Below are 23,552 nucleotides of genomic sequence, written 5' to 3'. Positions count from 1 at the left end.
TATTTTCAATTTTTCAATATCTCAGGTAATTAAAAAATGAGAAACAATAAACGTTTGGCATTGGCAGGAATAGTAGTTCTCGCTGGAGGCACAATGCTTCCGGCACTCGCAGAAGAAAGTAACGCAACGCTCAGTGAGTCTGAAGATCAAATGGTCGTGACGGCATCGGGTTTTTCTCAACAGAAAAAAGAAGCCCCCGCGACTATTTCAGTTGTTGACCGTAAACAGCTTGATGAAAAGCCTAACCGTAATGTCGCCGAGGCTATTCAGGATTTGCCCGGCGTGAATGTCGGTTCAGGTTCAAGCGATATGTCATCCGGCAGTATTATGATGCGCGGTATGGACTCAAGTTACACCGCGTTTATGGTCAACAGTGTGAAACAAAACACCGGTGAAGCGCGCCCGTATGGCCAGGATCTCGGCTCTGAAGTTAACTTCTTGCCCCCGATGGAAGCTATCGAACGCATCGAAGTGATTCGTGGGCCAATGTCATCACTTTATGGATCCGATGCGATTGGCGGTGTGGTTAACGTTATCACCAAAAAACCTTATGGTTTACAAGACTGGACGGGGGCTCTGGCGGCCAATACCTTCATCCAGGAAGACAGCTCATTCGGTAATACCAACCAAATGAATTTGTTCGCCATGGGGCCAATTGTGCCCGACGTGCTAGGTGTGAGCGTCGCGGCCGACTGGTTAAACCGCCGCGATGACGAACGGAATAACTATTTCAGCAAAAACGATCGTAAATCTCTCGATATGACCGTCGGTCTTGCGGCAAACGAAACCAACCTTTTTGACCTGAATGTGGTGACGGGTAAACAGAAAAAAAATCGTGATGAAGCGCCTTGGATGTGGACCTTTGATCGCGATGCGGTCACGCTCAGCCATAGCGGTTGGTATGCCGATGATACGATCGCGACGAGTAACTACCTCAACTATGAGAAGGGACGCTCTAAATACAATCTGGACGGCGATGCACCGCAGTACATCGAAACCGAAAACTATGTTGCGAATAGCCAGACCACTTTCTCGTTCGATAATCACAAACTCACCGTTGGGGCTAACTTTACGCGTGAAGAACTCAACGACCAGTTTGCGGTTTCGAGTAAAGAAGCGCCGGGAGTAGAGCCGGTGACAAAAATCAGCCGTGATGGTTGGGCTTTGTTCGCTGAAGACGGCTGGCATATTGGGGACTTCACGCTCACCACATCCGCGCGTCTGGATCGCGATAATTATTTCGGCACTCATATCACGCCAAAACTCTACGGTAACTGGGCAATAACCGATGCGTGGGCGCTGAAAGGCGGCGTATCGGCGGGCTATAAAAAACCTGAGCTGCGCGAAACGTCTGCTAATTTCGTGACGCCACGCGGTTCATTGCCGCCATATCCTTATTTGACCGTGGGTAACGATGACCTGAAACCAGAGAAAAGCGTTAACTCCGAATTAGGTCTGTATTGGGCTGGAGAAAAACTGGCGTTAGACGGCACCATTTTCTACACCCAATTCAAAGACAAAATCTCTGAAGAAACAATTTGCGAAACGACGGCGACGAATCAATGCCAGATGAACGGTTATCAGGCCGATTCCATCAGCAAGTATTTCAACGTGGGCAAAGCGGATGTCTACGGACTGGAGTTGAATGCTGACTGGCAGATGACTGAAACGGTAAAAGCTAATGCCAACTACACCTATAACCACAGCGAGCAGAAAACAGGCGTAAATAAAGGCTACGCGCTCAATGATTACCCGCGCCATATGGCAAACGTGTCGCTGACCTGGTCGGCCACTGAGGCGTTGGATTTTTGGAGCAAAGCGAATTTCCGCAGTAGCAACCGTGATACGGGCGATCATATTGATTACGAAGCCTGGACGATGGTTGATCTCGGAGCGCGTTATCAGTTGAACAAACACACTCAGTTGATGGCGGGCGTCTACAACCTGTTTGATGTTGATCCACAGCGTATCAGCCCATGGGGTGATTACGGCCTGGTGGAAGGTCGCCGCTATAATCTTGGGGCGCGTATTGAGTTTTAATTGAAGGTCGTTAACTAAAAACAGCCAGTCGGCGATACCACCGACTGGCTGTTTTCTTTTGAGGTTGTCAGATTTAACCCACTGCGTAATATCTCAAAAACAAACCCAATCAAGCCCTTTAATGTGATCTCAATTACAAATATTGTATTAATTCGAGTTATACATATGTGAATCAGATCAAATTATACGTATTGACAACATCAATTAATTGAAATCTTTTCATCTAATTACTTGAATTAATTCAGTAAATCATTTCCGCGTAAAAATCCTCGCCATCCCAGCACTCATTTGATTTATTTCTCCCACCGTCATACTTTAATTGAAAATAAAAACACCCTACAACGAGGAAGTCAGTATGCGGTTAATAGATTATTTCCCTGATGCTGCCATATCCATAAAAAACTCTGCCAATGATTGGCAGCAGGCAATAGATTATTCAATGGAAGCACTATTGCAGAAAGGATATGTCACCTCTTCTTACATCGATGCAATAAAATCCACCACCGAAGAAACGGGGCCGTATTATATTCTGGCACCGCTTGTTGCAATGCCTCATGCCCGACCGGAGTGTGGCGCAATAAAAACGGGTTTATCACTCACGCTATTAAAAAACAGTGTGGATTTTGGCGAAAGTAAAGAGCCCGTAAAATTACTAATAGGATTGTCGGCAGCTGATTCTGATGAGCATATAGGTGCGATTCAGGCATTAAGTGAAATGTTTTGCGAAGAAGAAAAAATTGAAGCTTTGCTAAACGCGAATACCGCACAGCAACTCATGGATATTATCACTCAAGAGTAATCATTCTCTCGTCAGGATAAATATGAAAAATAAATCGGCTCGTGCCAAAGTCCAGGCTTTCGGCGGATTTCTTACAGCTATGGTTATCCCCAATATTGGTGCTTTTATTGCGTGGGGTTTTATTACTGCGTTATTTATTCCAACCGGTTGGATGCCTAATGAGCATTTCGCCAAAATAGTTGGCCCGATGATTACCTATTTGCTTCCGGTGATGATTGGTTCAACCGGCGGCCATTTAGTGGGAGGCAAACGTGGCGCTGTTATGGGCGGAATTGGCACCATCGGTGTGATTGTTGGCGCGGATATTCCGATGTTTATTGGCGCGATGATCATGGGGCCGCTGGGCGGTTGGATTATCAAATTCATCGACACCAAACTGGAAAAGCGCATCCCACCTGGTTTTGAGATGGTTATCAATAACTTCTCATTGGGTATTGCCGGGATGTTGTTGTGCTTGTTTGCTTTCGAAATTATCGGCCCGGCGGTTCTGGTGGCTAATAATTTCGTGAAGGAATGTATTGAAGCGTTGGTGAGTACGGGATATTTGCCGCTTTTATCATTGATTAATGAACCGGCAAAAATTCTGTTTCTGAATAACGCTATCGATCAGGGTGTGTACTATCCGTTAGGAATGCAACAAGCGTCGGACACCGGGAAATCTATCTTCTTTATGGTGGCGTCGAACCCGGGACCAGGACTCGGCTTGCTGCTTGGATTTGCTGTGTTTGGCAAAGGAATGGCAAAAAAATCTGCACCGGGCGCCATGATTATTCACTTCCTCGGCGGCATTCACGAACTCTATTTCCCGTATGTGTTGATGAAACCATTGACGCTGATTGCCATGATTGCAGGCGGTATGTCCGGGATCTACACCTTTAACCTTCTGGGTGGTGGCCTGGTCGCGGGGCCGAGTCCGGGTTCTATCTTTGCTTATCTGGCACTGACACCGCGCGGAGCCTTCTTCGCCACAATCGCTGGGGTCACCGTTGCAACTGTCGTGTCATTTGTTATCACCTCGCTGATCCTGAAAATGGACCGCAGCAAAGAAGTCGAGAAAGAAGACAACTTTGATGAGACAGCCAGCGCCATGAAGGCGATGAAACAGGAAGGCGCGTGGAGTGCCAAACCTGTGAAACTGGTCGCTTTCGTCTGTGACGCAGGAATGGGGTCAAGTGCTATGGGGGCGACAACCTTCCGTAAGCGCCTGCAAAAGCATGGCATGGAAACAGAAGTGAAACATTACGCGATCGAAAACGTTCCTGAGAATGCAGAAATTATTGTCACTCACGCAAGTCTTGAAGGGCGCGTAAAACTGGTAACCAACAAACCGCTGATCCTGATTAATAACTATATCGGCGACCCTAAACTTGACGCGTTATTTATTGAATTAACCGCTAAGGCTTAATAATAAGGATTCTTATGAAAACTAAAGTTGCAGCCATTTATGGTAAGCGGGATGTGCGTATCCGTGAGTTCGAATTACCCGCGATTACCGATGATGAATTATTAGTGAGTGTTATTTCTGACAGCGTTTGTTTATCAACATGGAAAGCCGCGTTACTGGCAAGCGATCACAAACGTGTGCCGGATGATTTAATTAATCATCCGGTTATTACCGGGCATGAATGCGCTGGCGTGATTGTTGAAGTCGGGAATAATCTACGGGATAAATATAAGAAAGGTCAGCGTTACGTTCTGCAACCGGCAATGGGTTTGCCAAGCGGGTATTCGGCAGGATACAGCTATGAATATTTCGGTGGTAATGCCACCTATATGATTATTCCTAAGCTGGCGATTGATATGGGCTGTGTTTTACCTTATAGCGGTTCCTATTTTGCCGCCGCCTCTTTAGCTGAACCGATGTGCTGCATTATTGGTGCCTATAAAGCTAACTACCACACCACGCAATATGTTTACGAACATCGTATGGGAATTAAACCCGGCGGTAACCTGGCATTATTAGCCTGTGCCGGGCCGATGGGTATTGGCGCAATTGATTATGCGATTAACGGAAATATTAAACCTGCTAAAGTCGTCGTAGTCGATATTGATGAAGCCCGACTGGAGCAGGCGCAAAAACTATTGCCGGTAGAGTTGGCGGCAAAAAAGGGCATTGAACTGGTATATGTGAACAGCAAAAATCTGGATGACCCTGCTGCTGCATTGCGCGACATGACTGGGGGCGCAGGTTTCGACGATGTCTTTGTCTACGCCGCCGTGCCCGCGGTTATCGAGCTTGGCGACGATCTGCTGGCTGATGATGGCTGCCTGAACTTCTTTGCCGGGCCAACTGACAAAAACTTTAAAGTGCCGTTCAACTTCTACAATGTTCATTACGGTAGCACGCATATCGTTGGGACTTCAGGCGGCTCCACGGACGACATGCTGGAAGCCATCGAACTTGCCGCCAGCGGTCGGTTGCAGCCTTCATTTATGGTCACGCATGTTGGCGGTTTAGATGCGGTGCCTGAAACCGTGTTGAACCTGCCGGACATCCCAGGCGGTAAAAAGCTGATTTACAACGGCGTGACTATGCCACTGACTGCAATCACTGATTTCGCACGCCTGGGTGAAACAGATCCGTTATTCCGCTGCCTGGCTGAGCTGGTAAGCGAAACTCACGGCGTGTGGAACGAAGCCGCTGAAAAACATTTATTAGCGCATTTTGGCGTCGATACCGGCATGGAGGCTTAAGCATGAAAACGTTGGCTTATCCTTTTTTTCGCACCACAGAACAGGCCGCGCTGGCTGCCTGGCCCCTGATTGGTTGCGGCGACAAGAATCGTATTGATGGTGTCGCGGTACAGGCCATGCGCGATGCCCTGAATCAAATCGAGATGCAGGGGAAAATCGTCATTGGTGAAGGGGAAATCGACCATGCGCCCATGCTCTATATCGGCGAAATGCTAGGCAACGGCCAGTCTCCTAAAATCGACATTGCGGTTGACCCTATCGAAGGCACACGCATGGTCGCGATGGGGCAAAACAACGCGCTAGCAGTGATGGCCTGCGCGCCAGCAGGTTCACTGCTTCATGCACCGGATATGTATATGAAGAAGCTGGTCGTCGGCAAAAAGGCGAAAGGAGTGATCAACCTGGCGGCAACGCTTGAAGATAACCTGTGCAATATTGCCAAAGCCCTGGGTAAACCGCTCGAACGGTTGCGAATGGTCACGCTTGATAAACCGCGCCATCAGGATGCGATAGCGGTAGCCACAAGACTTGGGGTGAAAGTGATTGCCCTGCCAGATGGCGATGTTGCCGCCAGCGTGATGACGTGTTTGATGGAAAACCAGTACGACGTGATGTACAGCATTGGCGGTGCGCCGGAAGGCGTTATTTCAGCCTGCGCAGTGAAAGCGCTGGGGGGCGAAATGCAGATCGAGCTATTAGATTTTTGCCAGGCGAAAGGGGAGTCTCCCGCGAATCGCCAGATTGCAGATTCTGAACACCGCCGCTGCGCTGAAATGGGCGTCGAAGTGAACCGTATTTATAGCCTGAATGAAATCGTTCAAAGTGATGAAGTTTTATTTTCCGCAACCGGTGTGACGGGAGGCGATATTCTGCAAGGTGTGCGTGAAGAAGGTGAGGTAGTGCGCACACAAACGCTCTTGATTAATGGTATAGAGCGCACCTGTAATATTATAGACTCCCTACATCACCTTTAATGTACTGAGCTATTGATGACCACGTTGAACGAAGATGATGTGCTTGAGCGGCTGGAAGCGCAAAATTCACTGGCCTCGTTTATGAGTGTCGCTCACGATATTTTGCTTTCAGGAATCAGGCAATTTCTGCCTTCGTTATTTGTTGATAATGATGAAGAGATAGTCGAGTACGCCGTTAAGCCTTTGCTTGCCAGAAGCGGGCCGCTTGATGATATCGACGTTGCGCTGCGCTTGATTTACGCCCTGGGGAAAATGGATAAATGGCTGTATGCCGATATTACCTGTTTTAGCCAGTTTTGTGATTTCGTGCAGCACAGCAAAGAAACCATACAGTTTCATGATGATGTTACTTACGATTTCATTGCGAACCTTAATTCAATTACCCAAAACGCCACGCTGTTTAATGCAATTAAAAGCATGAAGTATTCGGACTTCTCTATTTATTCCGAAGTGCGTTATGGGAATCTGGTGAAAACGGCGTTATCTCTGGCGGTGACTTCATTATTGAAGGAGCTAGTCTGGTGAATGTCACATTGATAATAAATGGATTAGAGACGCATGCCCGTTTTAACGACGAAGAAGTCGATGCGTTGCATAAGCCGTTGCTTGAACAGTTAGCCGAAAAACAAAAGCGGTTAAGCCGCAGACTGGTGGTGTTTTTAGCGGCCCCGCCGGGAACCGGAAAATCGACGCTGGTGGCATTTTGGGAATATTTGAGCGCGCAAGATTCTGGATTGACTGCCATTCAGGCGTTGCCGATGGACGGATTCCACCACTACAACGATTATCTACAGGCATCCAACCTCAAACAGCATAAAGGTGCGCCGCAGACCTTTAATGTGCAGAAGCTGACGGATGCGTTGCGCGATTTGCATAAGCCCGAAAGCCACTGGCCGCAGTACGATCGTAATTTGCACGATCCGGTGGAAAACGCGATTACGGTAACAGCGCCGATTGTGGTGGTCGAAGGAAACTGGTTGCTGCTCAATCAGCCAGAATGGCAAGCTCTACGCGAACTTTGCGATTACTCAGTCTTTATTTCAGCTGCGCCTGACATGCTCTCAGAGCGTTTGATTGGCAGAAAAGTGCGTGGGGGTTTGACTCGGGAACAAGCCGAAGCCTTTTTCCAGGCGACTGACGGGCCGAATGTATTGCGTGTGCTGGAAAACAGCCAGCCCGCGGACATGCCGTTACGTATGGACGATCAGGGCGGCTATCATCGAAGCTGATAGGGGCACGGGTCTTTAAAACGGCCCGGCCTTTTACATCATGCTTGATCCCGTCTGGTTATTATTCGTCCTTTACGCATTTGCCGTTGCAGTTATTCCATCAAAAATGTGACCTGTGTCAGAAGATCGGTTGCCTGTACTGGGGTAACGTTCCATTTATTCCGCTTATCGCTTAACATGGCTGAAGCGTTTCAGTCGAATGAATGTTCGACAATTGAGCAAACAATTGCAGTTTCGATAGTGCGAGGATTCCCCTCAGGCGATAGCTGGATTACTCTGTCAGCCACTTAGTCTCAGGGATTCTGGCAGGAGAGATATGACCGTACGCATAGCAATTAATGGCTTCGGTCGCATTGGGCGCAACGTGGTACGTGCATTGTACGAATCCGGGCGCCGTGCGGAAATTACCGTCGTGGCAATCAATGAACTGGCTGATGCTGCGGGTATGGCGCATCTGTTGAAATACGACACCAGCCATGGTCGCTTCGCCTGGGACGTGCGTCAGGAACGCAGCCAGTTATGGGTCGGTGATGACACCATCCGTATTTTGCACGAACCGGAAATCGAAAATTTACCGTGGCGTGAACTGGGTGTAGATGTGGTGCTGGATTGTACCGGTGTGTTTGGCTCCCGTGCAGACGGTGAAGCGCATCTGGCAGCCGGTGCCAAAAAAGTCCTCTTCTCCCATCCAGGCGGTAACGACCTCGACGCCACCGTTGTTTACGGTGTGAATCATGAAAGTGTGGTTGCTGAACATCGCATTGTTTCCAATGCTTCCTGCACCACAAACTGCATCATTCCCATTATCAAATTGCTTGATGACGCCTGGGGTATTGAGTGGGGAACCGTCACCACGATTCATTCTGCCATGCATGATCAACAAGTTATCGACGCCTATCACCCGGACTTGCGCCGCACCCGTGCAGCCAGCCAGTCTATTATTCCTGTTGATACGCGTCTTGCTGCTGGTATCACACGTATTTTCCCGCAATTTGACGACTGTTTTGAAGCAATTGCGGTACGTGTTCCGACCATTAACGTCACGGCTATCGATTTAAGCGTGACGGTGAAAAATGCAGTTAATGCCAATGAAGTCAACAAGTTGCTGCAAAAAGCAGCACGGGATTCATTTCATGGTATAGTTGACTATACGGAATTACCGTTGGTCTCGACTGATTTTAACCACGATCCGCACAGTGCCATTGTTGACGGCACGCAAACCCGGGTCAGTGGGCAACATCTGATTAAAACTCTAGTCTGGTGTGATAACGAATGGGGCTTTGCTAACCGAATGCTCGACACGACGTTAGTCATGGCCGCAAGTGGTTTCAGGTAAGGCGCATAAAGCGTCCGCAAAACTTTAAGAATCAACGAGAGGATTCACCATGTCTGTAATTAAGATGACCGATCTGGATCTGGCTGGAAAGCGTGTTCTGATCCGTGCAGATTTGAACGTACCAGTTAAAGAAGGGAAAGTGACATCTGACGCACGTATCCGTGCATCTTTGCCAACTATCGAACTGGCCCTGAAGCAAGGCGCTAAAGTGATGGTAACTTCTCACCTGGGTCGTCCGACTGAAGGCGAGTACAACGAAGAATTCTCTCTGCTGCCGGTTGTTAACTACCTGAAAGACAAATTGTCTGCTCCGGTTCGTCTGGCTAAAGATTACCTCGACGGCGTTGAAGTTGCAGCGGGTGAACTGGTTGTTCTGGAAAACGTTCGCTTCAACAAAGGCGAAAAGAAAGACGACGAAACCCTGTCTAAAAAATACGCTGCACTGTGTGACGTATTCGTAATGGACGCTTTCGGTACCGCGCACCGCGCACAGGCTTCTACTCACGGCGTTGGCAAATTTGCAGACATCGCTTGTGCTGGCCCGCTGCTGGCTGAAGAGCTGAGCGCACTGGGTAAAGCACTGAAAGAACCAGCTCGCCCAATGGTTGCTATCGTTGGCGGTTCTAAAGTTTCTACCAAACTGACCGTTCTTGATTCCCTGTCTAAAATCGCTGACCAGCTGATTGTTGGCGGTGGCATCGCGAACACCTTCGTTGCTGCTCAAGGCCACAACGTGGGTAAATCCCTGTACGAAGCAGACCTGGTTGACGAAGCTAAACGCCTGCTGACTATCTGTGATATCCCGGTTCCTGCAGACGTGCGCGTAGCGACTGAGTTCTCTGAGACTGCTACTGCAACTCTGAAATCTGTAAACGACGTTAAATCTGACGAGCAGATTCTGGATATCGGTGATGCTTCTGCAGCTCAACTGGCTGAAATCCTGAAGAATGCAAAAACCATTCTGTGGAACGGCCCGGTTGGCGTGTTCGAATTCCCTAACTTCCGCAAAGGGACTGAAATCGTTGCTAATGCAATCGCAGACAGCGAAGCATTCTCTATCGCAGGCGGCGGTGACACTCTGGCAGCAATCGACCTGTTCGGCATTGCTGACAAGATCTCCTACATCTCCACTGGTGGCGGCGCATTCCTCGAATTCGTGGAAGGCAAAGTTCTGCCAGCAGTAGCGATGCTCGAAGAGCGCGCTAAGAAGTAATGATTACGGGCAGGGTTTCCTGCCCGTTGAATTTTTGCCGCTTACAGTGAATGGTAGGTGGTTAATATTTCTTTATTTACCCAAAATCATTCGAGTTGTAGCAAGGCGACAACTAAGCAGCTTCCAGGAGCTTACTCCGTTAAGTGACTGGGAGATGGGAAGGCAGTCAACGCAGTTACAGCTTGAAGGATGACGGGCAAATCGGCCGACGATACAGGACAAACAACCATGTCTAAGATTTTTGATTTCGTAAAACCTGGTGTAATCACTGGTGATGACGTACAGAAAGTTTTCCAGGTAGCAAAAGAAAACAACTTTGCTCTGCCAGCAGTTAACTGCGTAGGCACCGACTCTATCAACGCCGTACTGGAAACTGCTGCGAAAGTTAAAGCACCAGTCATCGTTCAGTTCTCTAACGGCGGCGCTGCGTTCATCGCGGGTAAAGGCGTGAAAACTGACGTTCCTCAGGGTGCTGCAATCCTGGGCGCAATCTCTGGCGCACACCACGTTCACCAGATGGCTGAGCATTACGGCGTGCCAGTTATCCTGCACACCGACCATTGCGCTAAGAAACTGCTGCCATGGATCGATGGCCTGTTGGACGCTGGCGAAAAACACTTCGCGGCAACTGGCAAACCACTGTTCTCTTCCCACATGATCGACCTGTCTGAAGAGTCTCTGGAAGAAAACATCGAGATCAGCTCTAAATATCTGGCTCGTATGTCAAAAATGGGCATGACTCTGGAAATCGAACTGGGTTGCACCGGCGGCGAAGAAGATGGCGTAGATAACAGCCATATGGACGCATCTGCTCTGTACACTCAGCCAGAAGACGTTGATTACGCGTACACTGAACTGAGCAAAATCAGCCCACGTTTCACCATCGCGGCTTCCTTCGGTAACGTGCACGGTGTTTACAAACCAGGTAACGTGGTTCTTACCCCGACTATCCTGCGCGATTCTCAGGATTATGTTTCTAAGAAACACAACCTGCCGCACAACTCCCTGAACTTCGTGTTCCACGGCGGTTCCGGTTCAACTGCTCAAGAAATCAAAGATTCCGTGAGCTACGGTGTTATCAAAATGAACATCGATACCGATACCCAGTGGGCAACTTGGGAAGGTATCCTGAGCTACTACAAAGCTAACGAAGCTTACCTGCAGGGCCAGTTGGGCAACCCTAAAGGCGAAGACCAGCCGAACAAGAAATACTATGATCCACGCGTATGGCTGCGTTCTGCACAGACTTCTATGATCACCCGTCTGGAGCAGGCTTTCAAAGAACTGAACGCAGTAGACGTTCTGTAATTTGAAGCAGTAAATGCTTGAATCAAGCCCGCCTCGTGCGGGCTTTTTTGTACCTTTAATAAATTTTTATCTGCAACCCAGACTTAAAAAGCCAGCATATTGCTTTTAAATAAACTGATGGCAGAAAGGATATTTTCTGATGCGAGTATTTTCTGAACGCTATTTATTTCGGCAATTTTATAAGATTATTTTAATTTAATTATAAGTGCCTATAAAAGTGGGAGTTATTTGTACAGATATGATTTTATTATCACCATAACTTTATTTTATTACTCCTGCTAAGGTTGACCTCTGTCATGTAAAATGCAAATGACCAATGTTTAACATTATGATTTAAAAGGGTTAAATTTGTTTGCTTGATTTGCATACGATTAGCGGTCTAGTAATTGTGAGTCACTGCACACTACAACTGATGCATAATTCGATATGATCTGCTGCATGGGACGTTAATAGGCGCAGATTTAAATGGACAATAATATCTTACCAAAAACACAACACCTGCTTGTTTTTCAGGAAGTGGTGAGAAGTGGATCATTTGGTTCTGCGGCGAAACAACTGAGCCTGACCCAGCCTGCTGTCAGTAAAATTATAAGCGACATGGAATCGTATTTTGGTTTAGAGCTTATTATCAGAAAAAATACCGGCGTTAAATTAACTGAAGCAGGCAAAGTATTGCTGACTCACGCTGAATCCATCACACGTGAATTGCGCAATATGTGTAGTGAAATGAATCGTATGGTTGGAAATAGCGTGGTTGATGTGTCATTTGGCTACCCATCGCTTATCGGCTTCACTTTTTTACCCGGCATGATGAAAGAGTTTAAAGAGCTTTTCCCACAGGCTCAGGTTTCGATGTTCGAAGCCCAACTTTCTTCTTTCTTGCCTGCAATCCGCGATGGCCGTCTGGACTTTGCTATTGGCACGTTGAGCGACGAAATGTTGCTACAAGATTTGCACATTGAGCCACTGTTCGAGTCAGAGTTTGTCCTGGTTGCCAATCGAACACGGGTAGTTAAAGGGACGACCACGCTCAGCGCATTAAGTCATGAGCAATGGGTTTTACCACAAACGGAAATGGGATATTACAGCGAACTGCTGACGACACTGCAAAAGAACAATATCAAAAGTGAAAACATCGTAAAAACGGACTCGGTAGTAACCATTTATAATCTGGTGCTCAACGCAGGTTTTCTGACAGTTATTCCGCGCGATATGATTTCCCCATTTGGCTCTAACCAATTTATTAAAGTCCCGGTTGAGGATAAATTACCTGTCGCGCGATACGCTGCTGTTTGGTCTAAGAATTATCGAATTAATAGATCTGCTGCCACATTAGTTGAGCTAGCCAAAAAACATTCATTACGAATTAAATTTCAATCTGACAAATTAACAGAAGTTGCTTAGTTTAATTAAGTAACCAATAAAAATTACTCATTCAAAGTGGTGGCTTAATAAAGCCACCCCATAAATCATTCTTGCTTTTAAATGTTGAGGTCAACATGCATATCGACTATGAACTTCCCGTTACTATTATTGATGTTCTTGAAGCGAAAAAAAGACTCACAGGATATATCTATAAAACTGGAATGCCTCGCTCAAATTATCTCAGCGAATGTTGTAAAGGTGAGATATTTCTAAAATTTGAAAATATGCAGCGCACGGGTTCATTTAAAATTCGTGGTGCATTTAATAAGCTCAGTTCTTTAACTGAAGAAGAAAAAAGAAAAGGTGTTGTTGCTTGCTCTGCGGGCAACCACGCTCAGGGCGTTTCACTCTCCTGCGCCATTCTTGGCATTGATGGTAAAGTCGTCATGCCTAATGGCGCGCCAAAGTCCAAAGTCGCGGCGACCTCTGACTACTCTGCACAAGTCGTGATGCACGGCGATAACTTCAACGACACCATCGCTAAAGTGAGTGAAATTGTTGAGATGGAAGGGCGCATCTTTATTCCACCTTATGACGATGAAAAAGTGATTGCCGGGCAAGGAACTATCGGCCTGGAAATCCTTGAAGATTTATACGATGTCGATAACGTCATTGTGCCAATTGGCGGCGGCGGATTAATTGCGGGTATTGCACTGGCGATTAAATCCATAAACCCGACCATTAATATTATCGGCGTGCAGGCAGAAAATGTACATGGTATGGCTGCTTCGTTTTATAAAGGCGAATTAATGGCCCATCGTACGACCGGGACATTAGCCGACGGTTGCGATGTTTCTCGCCCTGGCAGAATAACCTATGAAATTGTGAAGAAGCTCGTTACTGATATTGTATTAGTCAGTGAAGACGAAATTCGTAACAGTATGGTAGCCCTTATTCAACGTAATAAAGTTGTCACTGAAGGCGCAGGTGCATTAGCGACTGCTGCATTATTAAGCGGTAAGTTAGATCATTATATTAAAGGGCGTAAAACAGTTAGTATTATCTCCGGCGGTAATATTGACCTGTCTCGCGTCTCACAAATTACAGGCTCCGCAGATATTTGATAGAATCTCTCGAGGAACTTTATTATGAGTAATACTGATGCAACCCTTGTTGGCCAAAAAGCGGAATCGCAATGGCGCAAATCTGACACTACCTGGACTCTTGGTTTATTTGGAACGGCTATCGGTGCGGGAGTTTTATTCTTCCCCATCCGTGCAGGTTATGGCGGTTTAATTCCGATACTGATTATGCTGTTCCTGGCATTCCCGATTGCGTTTTACTGCCACCGTGCGCTGGCGCGTCTGTGCCTTTCCGGCAGTAATCCTTCCGGAAACATCACAGAAACGGTTGAAGAGCATTTTGGTAAAACGGGCGGCGTGGTCATCACCTTCCTGTACTTTTTCGCAATCTGCCCGCTGCTGTGGATTTACGGTGTCACGATAACCAATACCTTCATGACATTCTGGGAAAACCAGCTCCAGCTCATGCCGTTAAACCGAGGAATAGTGGCGCTGTTCCTGCTGCTGTTGATGGCTTTTGTTATCTATTTTGGCAAAGACCTGATGGTCAAAGTCATGAGCTATCTGGTGTTCCCGTTCATTGCCTGCCTGGTGCTGATTTCAGTCTCGCTGATCCCTTACTGGAACTCGGCGGTTATCGATCAAGTGAGCCTCAGCGATATTTCGTTCACTGGCAGTGATGGCATTCTGGTCACGGTATGGCTGGGTATTTCCATCATGGTGTTCTCCTTTAACTTCTCGCCGATTGTCTCCTCGTTTGTGGTTTCCAAACGCGAAGAGTACGAGCAGGACTTTGGCAAGCAGTACACCGAAGACAAATGTTCAAAAATCATTTCTCGCGCCAGCATGTTGATGGTTGCGGTAGTTATGTTCTTCGCTTTTAGCTGCCTGTTTACGCTTTCCCCGCAGAACATGGCTGAAGCTAAAGCACAGAATATTCCAGTGCTCTCGTATCTGGCGAACCACTTTTCCTCGATGTCTGGCACCAAATCGACCTTTGCCACGACACTGGAATACGGCGCATCCATTATTGCCCTGGTAGCTATCTTCAAATCCTTCTTCGGCCACTATCTTGGCACCCTCGAAGGATTAAACGGTCTGGTTCTGAAGTTCGGCTACAAAGGGGATAAAACCAAAGTTTCTGGCGGAAAACTCAACCTTATCAGCATGGTCTTCATTATGGGATCAACCTGGGTTGTGGCTTACGCTAACCCGAACATCCTCGATTTAATTGAAGCGATGGGTGCTCCGATTATTGCATCCTTACTTTGTCTACTGCCGATGTATGCCATTCGTAAAACTCCGGCTCTGGCGAAATATAAAGGTAAAACTGAGAATGTTTTTGTCACCGTCATTGGTTTGCTGACCATTCTTAATATTGTCTACAAACTTATCTAATAACTTTGGGTAGATTGACTCAGGATGAGTGGGATTTAAACATGAATGATTACCCGGTAGTGTTGACGATTAATTGTGGTTCTTCTTCGGTAAAGTTTTCAGTATTAGATGCAGAAACATGTGATGTGCTGTTGTCCGGGATTTGTGAAGGTATTAATACCGATAAAGCCTTTATTACGGTCAATGATGGGGAGCCAGTTATTCTGGCTCGCCAGAATTATGAAGAAGCACTCGCCGCAATCTCTCATGAACTGGAAATGCGCGATTTAATTGATAGCGTTGCATTTGTAGGCCACCGGATTGCTCACGGCGGATCGTTATTTAGCGAGTCGGTATTAATTACCGATGAAGTTATCGAACAGATTCGCCAGGTTTCACCGTTGGCCCCCCTGCATAATTACGCCAATTTGCACGGGGTGGAATCTGCGCGAACCCGCTTCCCGGACGTCCCGCAGGTCGCGGTATTCGATACCAGCTTTCATCAAACTCTGAAACCAGAGGCCTATTTATACGGTTTACCGTATCGCTATTTTGAAGAGTACGGCGTGCGCCGTTACGGATTCCACGGCACGTCGCATCGCTACGTTTCTCAGCAAACGGGTGAGTTACCCGGCCTGAACTCAGTAAATTCGGGGTTGGTGATTGCTCACTTAGGAAATGGCGCTTCGGTCTGCGCGGTCCAGAATGGTGAAAGTGTTGATACCTCGATGGGTATGACACCGCTGGAAGGGCTGATTATGGGCACGCGCTGTGGCGATGTTGATTTCGGTGCCATGGCCTGGCTTGCCCGCCAGACTGAGCAGTCGATGGATGACCTGGAGCAAGTCGCGAATAAAGAGTCTGGGCTGTTAGGCCTTTCGGGTTTGTCTTCAGATTTACGTACCCTGGAAAAAGCCTGGCATGAAGGTGATATGCGTGCGCAATTAGCTATCAGAACGTTTGTTCATCGCATTGCCCGAACGATTGGCGCGCACGCTGCTGCATTAAATCGTCTGGACGGGGTTATTTTTACCGGTGGTATTGGCGAGAACTCAATACTTATTCGCCGTCTGGTTGCCGAACGTTTACGCGTATTTGGTGTTGAGCTGGATATTGATAAAAATAACCAGCCTAACCGAATAGGGCAGCGAATAATTTCCAGTGAGAGTTCATCAATAATTTGTGCCGTTATTCCCACTAACGAAGAGAAAATGATTGCGCTTGATGCTTTGCAATTAGGCAAACAATGTTATCTTGCGGAATATGCCTGAATTAATAATGTGGTTTAAAGGAATGATGTAATGAAAGTAGATGTTGATATTACCAACGATAATTATTCCCATGCCTGGCAACAATTTTCAGGCGACGAATGGAAAACCAACATTAATGTTCGGGATTTTATCCAACATAACTACACCCCGTATGAAGGTGATGAATCATTTTTAGCGGGAGCTACCACGGCGACGACGGCGCTGTGGGAAAAGGTCATGGATGGCATTCGTATCGAAAACGCCACACATGCACCGGTCGATTTCGACACTAACATTGCGACGACCATCACTGCACATGCCCCGGGATATATTCTCAAAGACCACGAAAAGATTGTCGGCTTGCAAACGGATAAACCGCTGAAACGTGCTCTGCATCCTTATGGCGGCATCAATATGATCAAAAGCTCTTTTGAAGCTTATGGTCGTGAAATGGATCCCGATTTTGAATACCAGTTTACGTCTTTGCGTAAAACCCATAATCAGGGCGTGTTTGACGTTTATTCACCGGATATTCTGCGCTGCCGTAAATCGGGTGTGTTGACCGGTTTGCCGGACGGTTACGGGCGTGGACGCATTATCGGCGACTATCGCCGTGTCGCGCTGTATGGCATCGCCTATCTGGTGCGGGAACGTGAATTGCAGTTTGCCGATTTACAAGGCCAGCTTGAACGCGGTGAAAACCTCGAAGCGGTCATTCGTCTGCGCGAAGAGTTGTCGGAGCATCGCCGCGCACTGCTGCAAATTCAGGAGATGGCAGCAAAATACGGCTTCGATATTTCTCGCCCGGCTCGCAATGCGCAAGAAGCCTTGCAGTGGCTCTATTTTGCCTATCTGGCTGCAGTGAAATCGCAAAATGGTGGGGCGATGTCCCTGGGGCGCACCACCTCGTTTATTGATATTTATATCGAGCGCGACCTTAAAGCCGGTGTGTTGACGGAGCTACAGGCGCAAGAGTTGGTCGATCACTTCATTATGAAGATCCGCATGGTGCGTTTCCTGCGCACGCCAGAGTTTGATTCGCTGTTCTCCGGTGACCCAATCTGGGCGACAGAAGTTATCGGCGGTATGGGTTTAGACGGGCGCACGCTGGTCACCAAAAATGCCTATCGCTACCTGAACACGCTTTACACCATGGGGCCAGCGCCAGAACCGAATCTGACTATTCTCTGGTCGGAAGCGTTGCCGAAACCTTTCAAAGTTTATGCGGCAAAAGTGTCCATCGAAACATCATCGTTGCAGTATGAAAATGATGACCTGATGCGCTGTGATTTTGACAGCGATGACTATGCGATCGCCTGCTGCGTCAGTCCGATGGTTATCGGCAAACAGATGCAGTTCTTTGGTGCGCGAGCCAACCTCGCAAAAACGCTGCTGTATTGCATCAATGGCGGGATGGACGAAAAGCTCAAAATCCAGGTCGGGCCGAAAATGCCGATGCTGCTCGATGACGTGTTGGATTATGAAGAGGTGATGAGCAGCCTCGATCACTTTATGGATTGGCTGGCGGCGCAGTATGTTACGGCGCTCAATCTCATCCATTATATGCACGATAAATATAGCTACGAAGCCTCGCTGATGGCGCTGCACGACAGAGATGTTTATCGCACGATGGCGTGTGGCATTGCCGGGTTGTCGGTGGCGGTGGACTCACTTTCCGCTATCAAGTACGCCACGGTGAAACCGGTGCGCGACCAAAACGGGCTGGCGGTAGATTTCGTGATTGAAGGTGAGTATCCGCAATACGGCAATAATGACGATCGTGTTGACGCGATTGCCTGCGATCTTGTTGAACGCTTTATGAAGAAGATCCAGGCGCTGCCAACTTATCGCAACGCGGTACCGACCCAGTCGATCCTGACGATCACCTCAAACGTGGTTTATGGACAAAAAACCGGTAACACGCCGGATGGCCGCCGCGCGGGGACGCCATTTGCGCCAGGTGCTAACCCGATGCACGGAAGGGATCGTAAAGGCGCTGTTGCTTCATTAACCTCGGTTGCCAAACTGCCGTTCAGCTATGCGAAAGACGGGATTTCATACACCTTCTCAATCGTTCCTGCGGCGCTCGGACGTGATGACGCGATACGCCAGTTAAACCTGGTGGGCTTGCTGGATGGTTATTTCCATCACGATGTGAAAACTGAGGGCGGGCAGCATTTGAACGTGAACGTGATGAACCGTGAAATGTTACTGGATGCCGTCGAACATCCGGAAAATTATCCGACGCTCACCATTCGCGTTTCGGGTTATGCGGTGCGCTTTAATGCTCTGACGCGTGAGCAGCAACAGGATGTGATATCTCGTACCTTTATTCACTCGATCTGATGAATCTGTAGGTTTGCCATTCCCCCTAAACCCGCCGCGCGCGGGTTTTTTTTTGACCAAACTTGTGACTAACTTGGCACATTCGCTTGTTTTGTTTACCCTTTAAAGTTCTGTTGTGCCTTCGGGGTGCACAATTTCAGTAATGACAAGGAACCGTGAATGGAAGATCTCAACGTAGTAGACAGTATCAATAATGCCGGGGGCTGGTTGGTGCGCAACCAGGCGTTACTGCTGAGCTATGCGGTCAACATTGTGGCGGCGATTGCGATTATTATCGTCGGGATGATCGTGGCTCGTATCGTGTCCAACGCCATTAACCGTGTGATGGTCGCTCGAAATATTGATGCCACCGTCGCTGATTTTCTCTCCGCTCTGGTGCGTTACGGCATCATCGCCTTTACGTTAATTGCCGCTCTGGGGCGCGTGGGGGTACAAACTGCGTCCGTTATCGCGGTACTCGGTGCCGCAGGTTTAGCCATTGGCCTCGCGTTGCAAGGTTCGCTTTCAAACCTCGCCGCAGGCGTGTTGCTGGTGACTTTCCGCCCATTCCGCGCGGGTGAATACGTTGACCTGGGGGGATCGCAGGTTCCGTACTTAATGTGCAGATTTTCTCCACCACACTGCGCACGCTGGATGGCAAAATTGTCGTGGTGCCAAACGGTAAAATTATCGCCGGTAATATCATTAACTTTTCCCGTGAACCGGTGCGCCGTAATGAGTTTATTATTGGCGTGGCATATGACTCCGACATCGACAAAGTTAAGCAAATCCTGACCGACATCATCACTAGCGATGAACGCGTGTTGAAAGACCGCGATATTACTGTGCGGCTCAATGAACTCGGGCCTTCCGCGATTAACTTTGTGGTGCGCGCCTGGAGCAACAGTGGCGATCTGCAAAACGTTTATTGGGATGTGCTGGAACGCATTAAACGCGAGTTTGATGCGCAGGGGATCAGCTTCCCGTATCCGCAAATGGACGTGAACTTCAAACGTGTGAAAGAACCTGCACAAGAATGATTGTCCGGGGCCAGCTTCGGCTGGCCTTCTTTTTATTAGTAATTCTTATAAACCATTAAAATTATCCATTTCCGCTAATAATTTTTCCCTATTACACTCTTCCTCAGTCGCTAAATACTGAAGAGTGAATCATCGTGTTATCTTATTTCTTTCAAGGCCTTACATTGGGTGCAGCGTTAATCCTGCCACTCGGACCGCAAAATGCTTTTGTGATGAACCAGGGCATTCGCCGCCAATACCATCTGATGATTGCTTCTCTTTGCGCGATTAGCGATTTGATACTGATCTGCGGAGGTATTTTTGGTGGCAGCGCGCTTCTGATGCAGTCGCCATGGTTGCTGGCGATTGTGACCTGGGGCGGCGTGGCGTTTTTGCTGTGGTACGGCTGGGGCGCGCTGCGCACCGCGATGAGCAGCAGCGTTGAGTTGGCCTCCGCTGAAGTGATGAAGCAAGGGCGCTGGAAAATTGTCGCCACCGTGCTGGCGGTGACCTGGCTTAATCCGCATGTGTATCTGGATACTTTTGTGGTGCTGGGGAGTCTCGGTGGGCAGCTCGCCGACGAACCGAAGCGCTGGTTTGCATTAGGAACCGTGAGCGCGTCTATCCTTTGGTTTTACGGCCTGGCACTGCTGGCGGCATGGCTTGCACCGCGCCTGCGCACCGCGAAAGCCCAGCGTATTATCAATGGCGTCGTCGGCTTGGTGATGTGGGTTATCGCGCTGCAACTTGCGTCAGATGGGGTTCGCCATATCGCTTCCCTTATGGCTAATTAGCCTTAATCCGATAGACAAGTTACCATTCCAGGCTAAGCTTGCTGCCAGACGTCCGTGTATTTTACGGACGTAATGACAGTGGAATGTAGCATGGAGGAATTACAGTGAAGTTTAAAACCCTGGCATTAGCCGCTTTAGTGGGATTTGGTTCGGTTCCGGCATTGGCCGATGAGTTACCCAACGGTCCACATGTCGTGACATCCGGCACCGCAAGCGTGGATGCGGTTCCTGACATTGCCACACTCGCTATCGAAGTGAATGTGTCTGCCAAAGATGCGGCATCAGCAAAAAAACAGGCTGACGACCGTGTGGCACAATATCTGACATTCCTGCAGCAAAGCGGTGTCGAGAAGAAAGACATCAATGCCGCTAACCTGCGCACTCAACCAGAATATGAATACCTGAAAGACGGCAAAACGCAGCTGAAAGGCTACCGTGCCGTGCGTCAGGTTGATGTCACTCTGCGCAAGCTCGACAAAATGAACGAGCTGCTTGATGGGGCATTGAAAGCGGGGCTTAACGAAATTCGCTCTGTTTCCCTGGGTGTTGCAAACCCGGAGCAATATAAAGATAAAGCGCGTAAAGCAGCCATCGACGATGCTGCCCGCCAGGCGAAACTGTTAGCCGAAGGCTTTAACAGCAAGTTGGGGCCAGTGTATAGCGTGCGTTACCACGTTTCTAATTACCAGCCGGCGCCAATGGTGCGGATGATGAAAGCAGACGCCGCAGCGCCAGTGTCGGCCCAGGATACCTACGATCAGCAAACTATTCAGTTTGATGACCAGGTTGATGTGGTGTTTGAGCTGGAACGCGCTAAGACCGAGCAGCCAGCCCAGTAAGTCGCAACAAAACCGTAAAATGTAGGTTGGATAAGCGTTAGCGTCATCCGACAAAACAAAAAGGCCGCTAAATTTAGCGGCCTTTTTCTATTCAGCGTCCTGTCGTAGAACTCTATGCCCGTACTCCAGCAGCGCATCGGTGACATTGCGCATCATGCGGCTTTCCGGTGCAAAGCGGTGCCAGTACAACATGCGGCGTTGCATCAGGCCGGGCGTCAGGTCAATCAGCTCACCGCTGTTAATCTCTCTTTCAATTTGCAAATGCGGGATCATGCAGCACGTTGTGCCCTGGCGTGCGAGTTGCACGAAGGCTTCTGACGAGTTAACGATATGGCACGGCACGCTGCCCGGTGACAAATCAAAATTCTGCTGTAAAAACGCCTGGTGCATATCGTCGAGATGGTCAAACGCGACAGCCGGGGCTTTCAACAGTGCTGAACGCGTGACGCCATTCGGGAAATAGCGAGCGGCAAAATCTTTCGACCCGACGAACAGATAATCCAACGCACCGAGCCTGTCGACCAGGCAGCTTGGCAGCGGCTGTGGTTGAATGGACACCGCACCGACCACTTCACCGCGACGCAGGCGTTCTTGCGTTCGGGTTTCATCTTCAACCTGAAGATTCAGGCGGATAGGGGAGTCGGCAAGCACAGGCGCGAGCGCTGGCAGCAACCAGGTTGCCAGACTGTCGGCGTTCACCGCAAGCGACAACAACAGAGGCGTGGAGCCGGTTTGCTCATCCCCCAGCCACTCTTCTTCCAGCAGTTCAACCTGGCGTAATAATGCCAGTAACTTTTGCCCTTGTTCGGTTGGGCGCGGTGGAACCGTGCGCACTAACAATGGCTGGCCGAACATATTTTCCAGTTGCTTGATACGCTGTGAAACCGCTGATTGAGTAATGCAGAGCTTTTGTGCTGCGCGCTCAAATCCTCGTTCACGAATCACTGCATCCAGCGCCTGTAGCGTTCTGTAGTCCGGGCGTTTCATTGTTGTTTGCTAACTCCTGTTTTTGTTATTTCAGCACTATGACATAAATTTGCAGTCGATCCAGACCAAATCCACAAAGATCGGACGAGTTCTGCCATTCCCTGGGACAACCTCGAGGCGCTTGCACTATAATGCGCGTCAGTTTTCACAGCACAGGCAAAAACCATGACGCAGGATGAACTGAAAAAAGCAGTCGGCTGGGCAGCATTACAATACGTGCAACCAGGCACTATCGTTGGTGTGGGTACTGGCTCCACTGCCGCGCATTTTATTGATGCTCTCGGGACGATCAAACATCAAATTGATGGTGCCGTTTCTAGCTCCGACGCTTCTACCGCCAAACTGAAAAGCCTTGGCATCACTGTTTACGATCTCAACGAAGTTGACTCTCTGGGTATTTATGTTGATGGCGCCGATGAGATCAACGGCCAGATGCAAATGATCAAAGGCGGAGGTGCTGCGTTAACCCGCGAAAAAATCATCGCTTCCGTGGCGGAAAAGTTTATCTGTATCGCCGATGCGTCCAAACAAGTGGGTATTTTGGGTAACTTCCCGCTGCCGGTTGAAGTGATTCCTATGGCGCGTAGCTGTGTGGCGCGTGAGCTGGTCAAACTCGGTGGCCGCCCGGAATATCGCCAGGGTGTAGTGACTGATAACGGCAACCTGATTCTGGATGTTCACGGCCTGAGTATCGTTGACCCTGTCGCGCTGGAAAATGCCATCAACGGCTTGCCAGGCGTGGTGACTGTGGGTCTGTTTGCCAACCGCGGTGCGGACGTCGCACTGATTGGTACGGCTGATGGCGTGAAAACCATAGTGAAATGATCTGACCGGGGCGCTTCTTGCGCCCCGATTACTGAATAAAAAATGACAAAATAATCTAACGGCAAATTTGGTGACATATGTCACATTCTGAACAAC

General features: G+C 48.6%; 19 protein-coding genes and 1 pseudogene. 19 read left to right on the top strand and 1 reads right to left on the bottom strand.

Going from position 1 to position 23,552, the window contains the following annotated elements; genetic code table 11:
• Positions 1–36 precede the first annotated feature (36 nt).
• From AC0IWZ_RS17295 to AC0IWZ_RS17210, 18 genes and pseudogenes are all read left to right on the top strand, one after another.
• The gene (locus AC0IWZ_RS17295) at positions 37–2,040 is read left to right on the top strand and encodes a TonB-dependent receptor domain-containing protein (protein ID WP_471678828.1); all 2,004 of its coding nucleotides are present in this window, start codon (positions 37–39) and stop codon (positions 2,038–2,040) included.
• Between the two features lie 355 nt (positions 2,041–2,395).
• Complete coding sequence (cmtB, locus tag AC0IWZ_RS17290) at positions 2,396–2,839, top strand: PTS mannitol transporter subunit IIA (RefSeq protein WP_410373749.1); 444 nt, start codon at positions 2,396–2,398, stop codon at positions 2,837–2,839.
• 22 nt (positions 2,840–2,861) lie between these two features.
• Positions 2,862–4,244 (top strand): PTS mannitol transporter subunit IIBC, encoded by a 1,383-nt coding sequence (locus AC0IWZ_RS17285; protein ID WP_471678829.1) that lies wholly within the window; start codon positions 2,862–2,864, stop codon positions 4,242–4,244.
• Between the two features lie 14 nt (positions 4,245–4,258).
• Positions 4,259–5,533 carry a zinc-binding dehydrogenase gene (locus tag AC0IWZ_RS17280; RefSeq protein WP_471678830.1) on the top strand — a complete coding sequence of 425 codons (1,275 nt, stop codon included), beginning with the start codon at positions 4,259–4,261 and terminating at the stop codon, positions 5,531–5,533.
• A 2-nt stretch (positions 5,534–5,535) separates the two neighbouring features.
• Positions 5,536–6,507 (top strand): class II fructose-bisphosphatase, encoded by a 972-nt coding sequence (glpX, locus tag AC0IWZ_RS17275; protein WP_471678831.1) that lies wholly within the window; start codon positions 5,536–5,538, stop codon positions 6,505–6,507.
• A gap of 15 nt (positions 6,508–6,522) precedes the next feature.
• The gene (locus AC0IWZ_RS17270) at positions 6,523–7,032 is read left to right on the top strand and encodes an MltR family transcriptional regulator (protein WP_064513662.1); all 510 of its coding nucleotides are present in this window, start codon (positions 6,523–6,525) and stop codon (positions 7,030–7,032) included.
• Positions 7,029–7,736: a nucleoside/nucleotide kinase family protein gene (locus AC0IWZ_RS17265; RefSeq protein ID WP_471678832.1), complete on the top strand. Its 708-nt coding sequence runs from the start codon at positions 7,029–7,031 to the stop codon at positions 7,734–7,736. Before AC0IWZ_RS17270 ends, AC0IWZ_RS17265 begins: the two co-directional genes overlap by 4 nt.
• A 316-nt stretch (positions 7,737–8,052) precedes the next feature.
• Positions 8,053–9,072, top strand: coding sequence for an erythrose-4-phosphate dehydrogenase (epd, locus tag AC0IWZ_RS17260; protein ID WP_115627344.1), 1,020 nt, complete (start codon positions 8,053–8,055; stop codon positions 9,070–9,072).
• A gap of 49 nt (positions 9,073–9,121) precedes the next feature.
• A complete protein-coding gene (gene pgk / locus AC0IWZ_RS17255; RefSeq protein ID WP_034498359.1) occupies positions 9,122–10,285 on the top strand; it encodes a phosphoglycerate kinase in 1,164 nt (387 codons plus the stop codon).
• Between the two features lie 228 nt (positions 10,286–10,513).
• Positions 10,514–11,593, top strand: coding sequence for a class II fructose-bisphosphate aldolase (gene fbaA, locus AC0IWZ_RS17250; protein WP_034498356.1), 1,080 nt, complete (start codon positions 10,514–10,516; stop codon positions 11,591–11,593).
• A gap of 465 nt (positions 11,594–12,058) precedes the next feature.
• Positions 12,059–12,997, top strand: coding sequence for a transcriptional regulator TdcA (gene tdcA / locus AC0IWZ_RS17245; RefSeq protein WP_034498353.1), 939 nt, complete (start codon positions 12,059–12,061; stop codon positions 12,995–12,997).
• Between the two features lie 95 nt (positions 12,998–13,092).
• Positions 13,093–14,082, top strand: a complete 990-nt coding sequence (gene tdcB, locus AC0IWZ_RS17240) for a bifunctional threonine ammonia-lyase/L-serine ammonia-lyase TdcB (RefSeq protein ID WP_034498350.1) — start codon at positions 13,093–13,095, stop codon at positions 14,080–14,082.
• A 24-nt stretch (positions 14,083–14,106) separates the two neighbouring features.
• On the top strand, positions 14,107–15,438 hold the full coding sequence (gene tdcC / locus AC0IWZ_RS17235; protein WP_471678834.1) for a threonine/serine transporter TdcC: 1,332 nt from the start codon (positions 14,107–14,109) through the stop codon (positions 15,436–15,438).
• A 41-nt stretch (positions 15,439–15,479) separates the two neighbouring features.
• Positions 15,480–16,688 (top strand): propionate kinase, encoded by a 1,209-nt coding sequence (gene tdcD, locus AC0IWZ_RS17230; RefSeq protein ID WP_471678835.1) that lies wholly within the window; start codon positions 15,480–15,482, stop codon positions 16,686–16,688.
• Between the two features lie 30 nt (positions 16,689–16,718).
• The gene (gene pflB, locus AC0IWZ_RS17225; protein ID WP_471678836.1) at positions 16,719–19,013 is read left to right on the top strand and encodes a formate C-acetyltransferase; all 2,295 of its coding nucleotides are present in this window, start codon (positions 16,719–16,721) and stop codon (positions 19,011–19,013) included.
• A gap of 159 nt (positions 19,014–19,172) precedes the next feature.
• A pseudogene (gene mscS / locus AC0IWZ_RS17220) lies at positions 19,173–20,032 on the top strand (small-conductance mechanosensitive channel MscS).
• Between the two features lie 134 nt (positions 20,033–20,166).
• Entirely contained in the window at positions 20,167–20,805 is a 639-nt protein-coding gene (argO, locus tag AC0IWZ_RS17215) for an arginine exporter ArgO (RefSeq protein WP_034498337.1), read from the top strand.
• Positions 20,806–20,909: 104 nt separating this feature from the next.
• On the top strand, positions 20,910–21,644 hold the full coding sequence (locus tag AC0IWZ_RS17210) for an oxidative stress defense protein (RefSeq protein ID WP_034498335.1): 735 nt from the start codon (positions 20,910–20,912) through the stop codon (positions 21,642–21,644).
• Positions 21,645–21,731: 87 nt separating this feature from the next.
• Here the strand turns inward: AC0IWZ_RS17210 and argP are convergent, their stop codons facing one another.
• Positions 21,732–22,631, bottom strand: coding sequence for a DNA-binding transcriptional regulator ArgP (gene argP / locus AC0IWZ_RS17205; protein WP_034498332.1), 900 nt, complete (start codon positions 22,629–22,631; stop codon positions 21,732–21,734).
• Between the two features lie 165 nt (positions 22,632–22,796).
• Between argP and rpiA the strand changes: the two genes are divergently transcribed.
• Positions 22,797–23,456 (top strand): ribose-5-phosphate isomerase RpiA, encoded by a 660-nt coding sequence (rpiA, locus tag AC0IWZ_RS17200; RefSeq protein WP_034498330.1) that lies wholly within the window; start codon positions 22,797–22,799, stop codon positions 23,454–23,456.
• Positions 23,457–23,552 lie beyond the last annotated feature (96 nt).

The sequence above is a fragment of the Buttiauxella sp. AC142 genome (assembly GCF_979253435.1).
The sequence above is the reverse complement of the archived record's forward strand: the minus strand, read 5'-3'. Positions and strand labels throughout refer to the sequence as shown.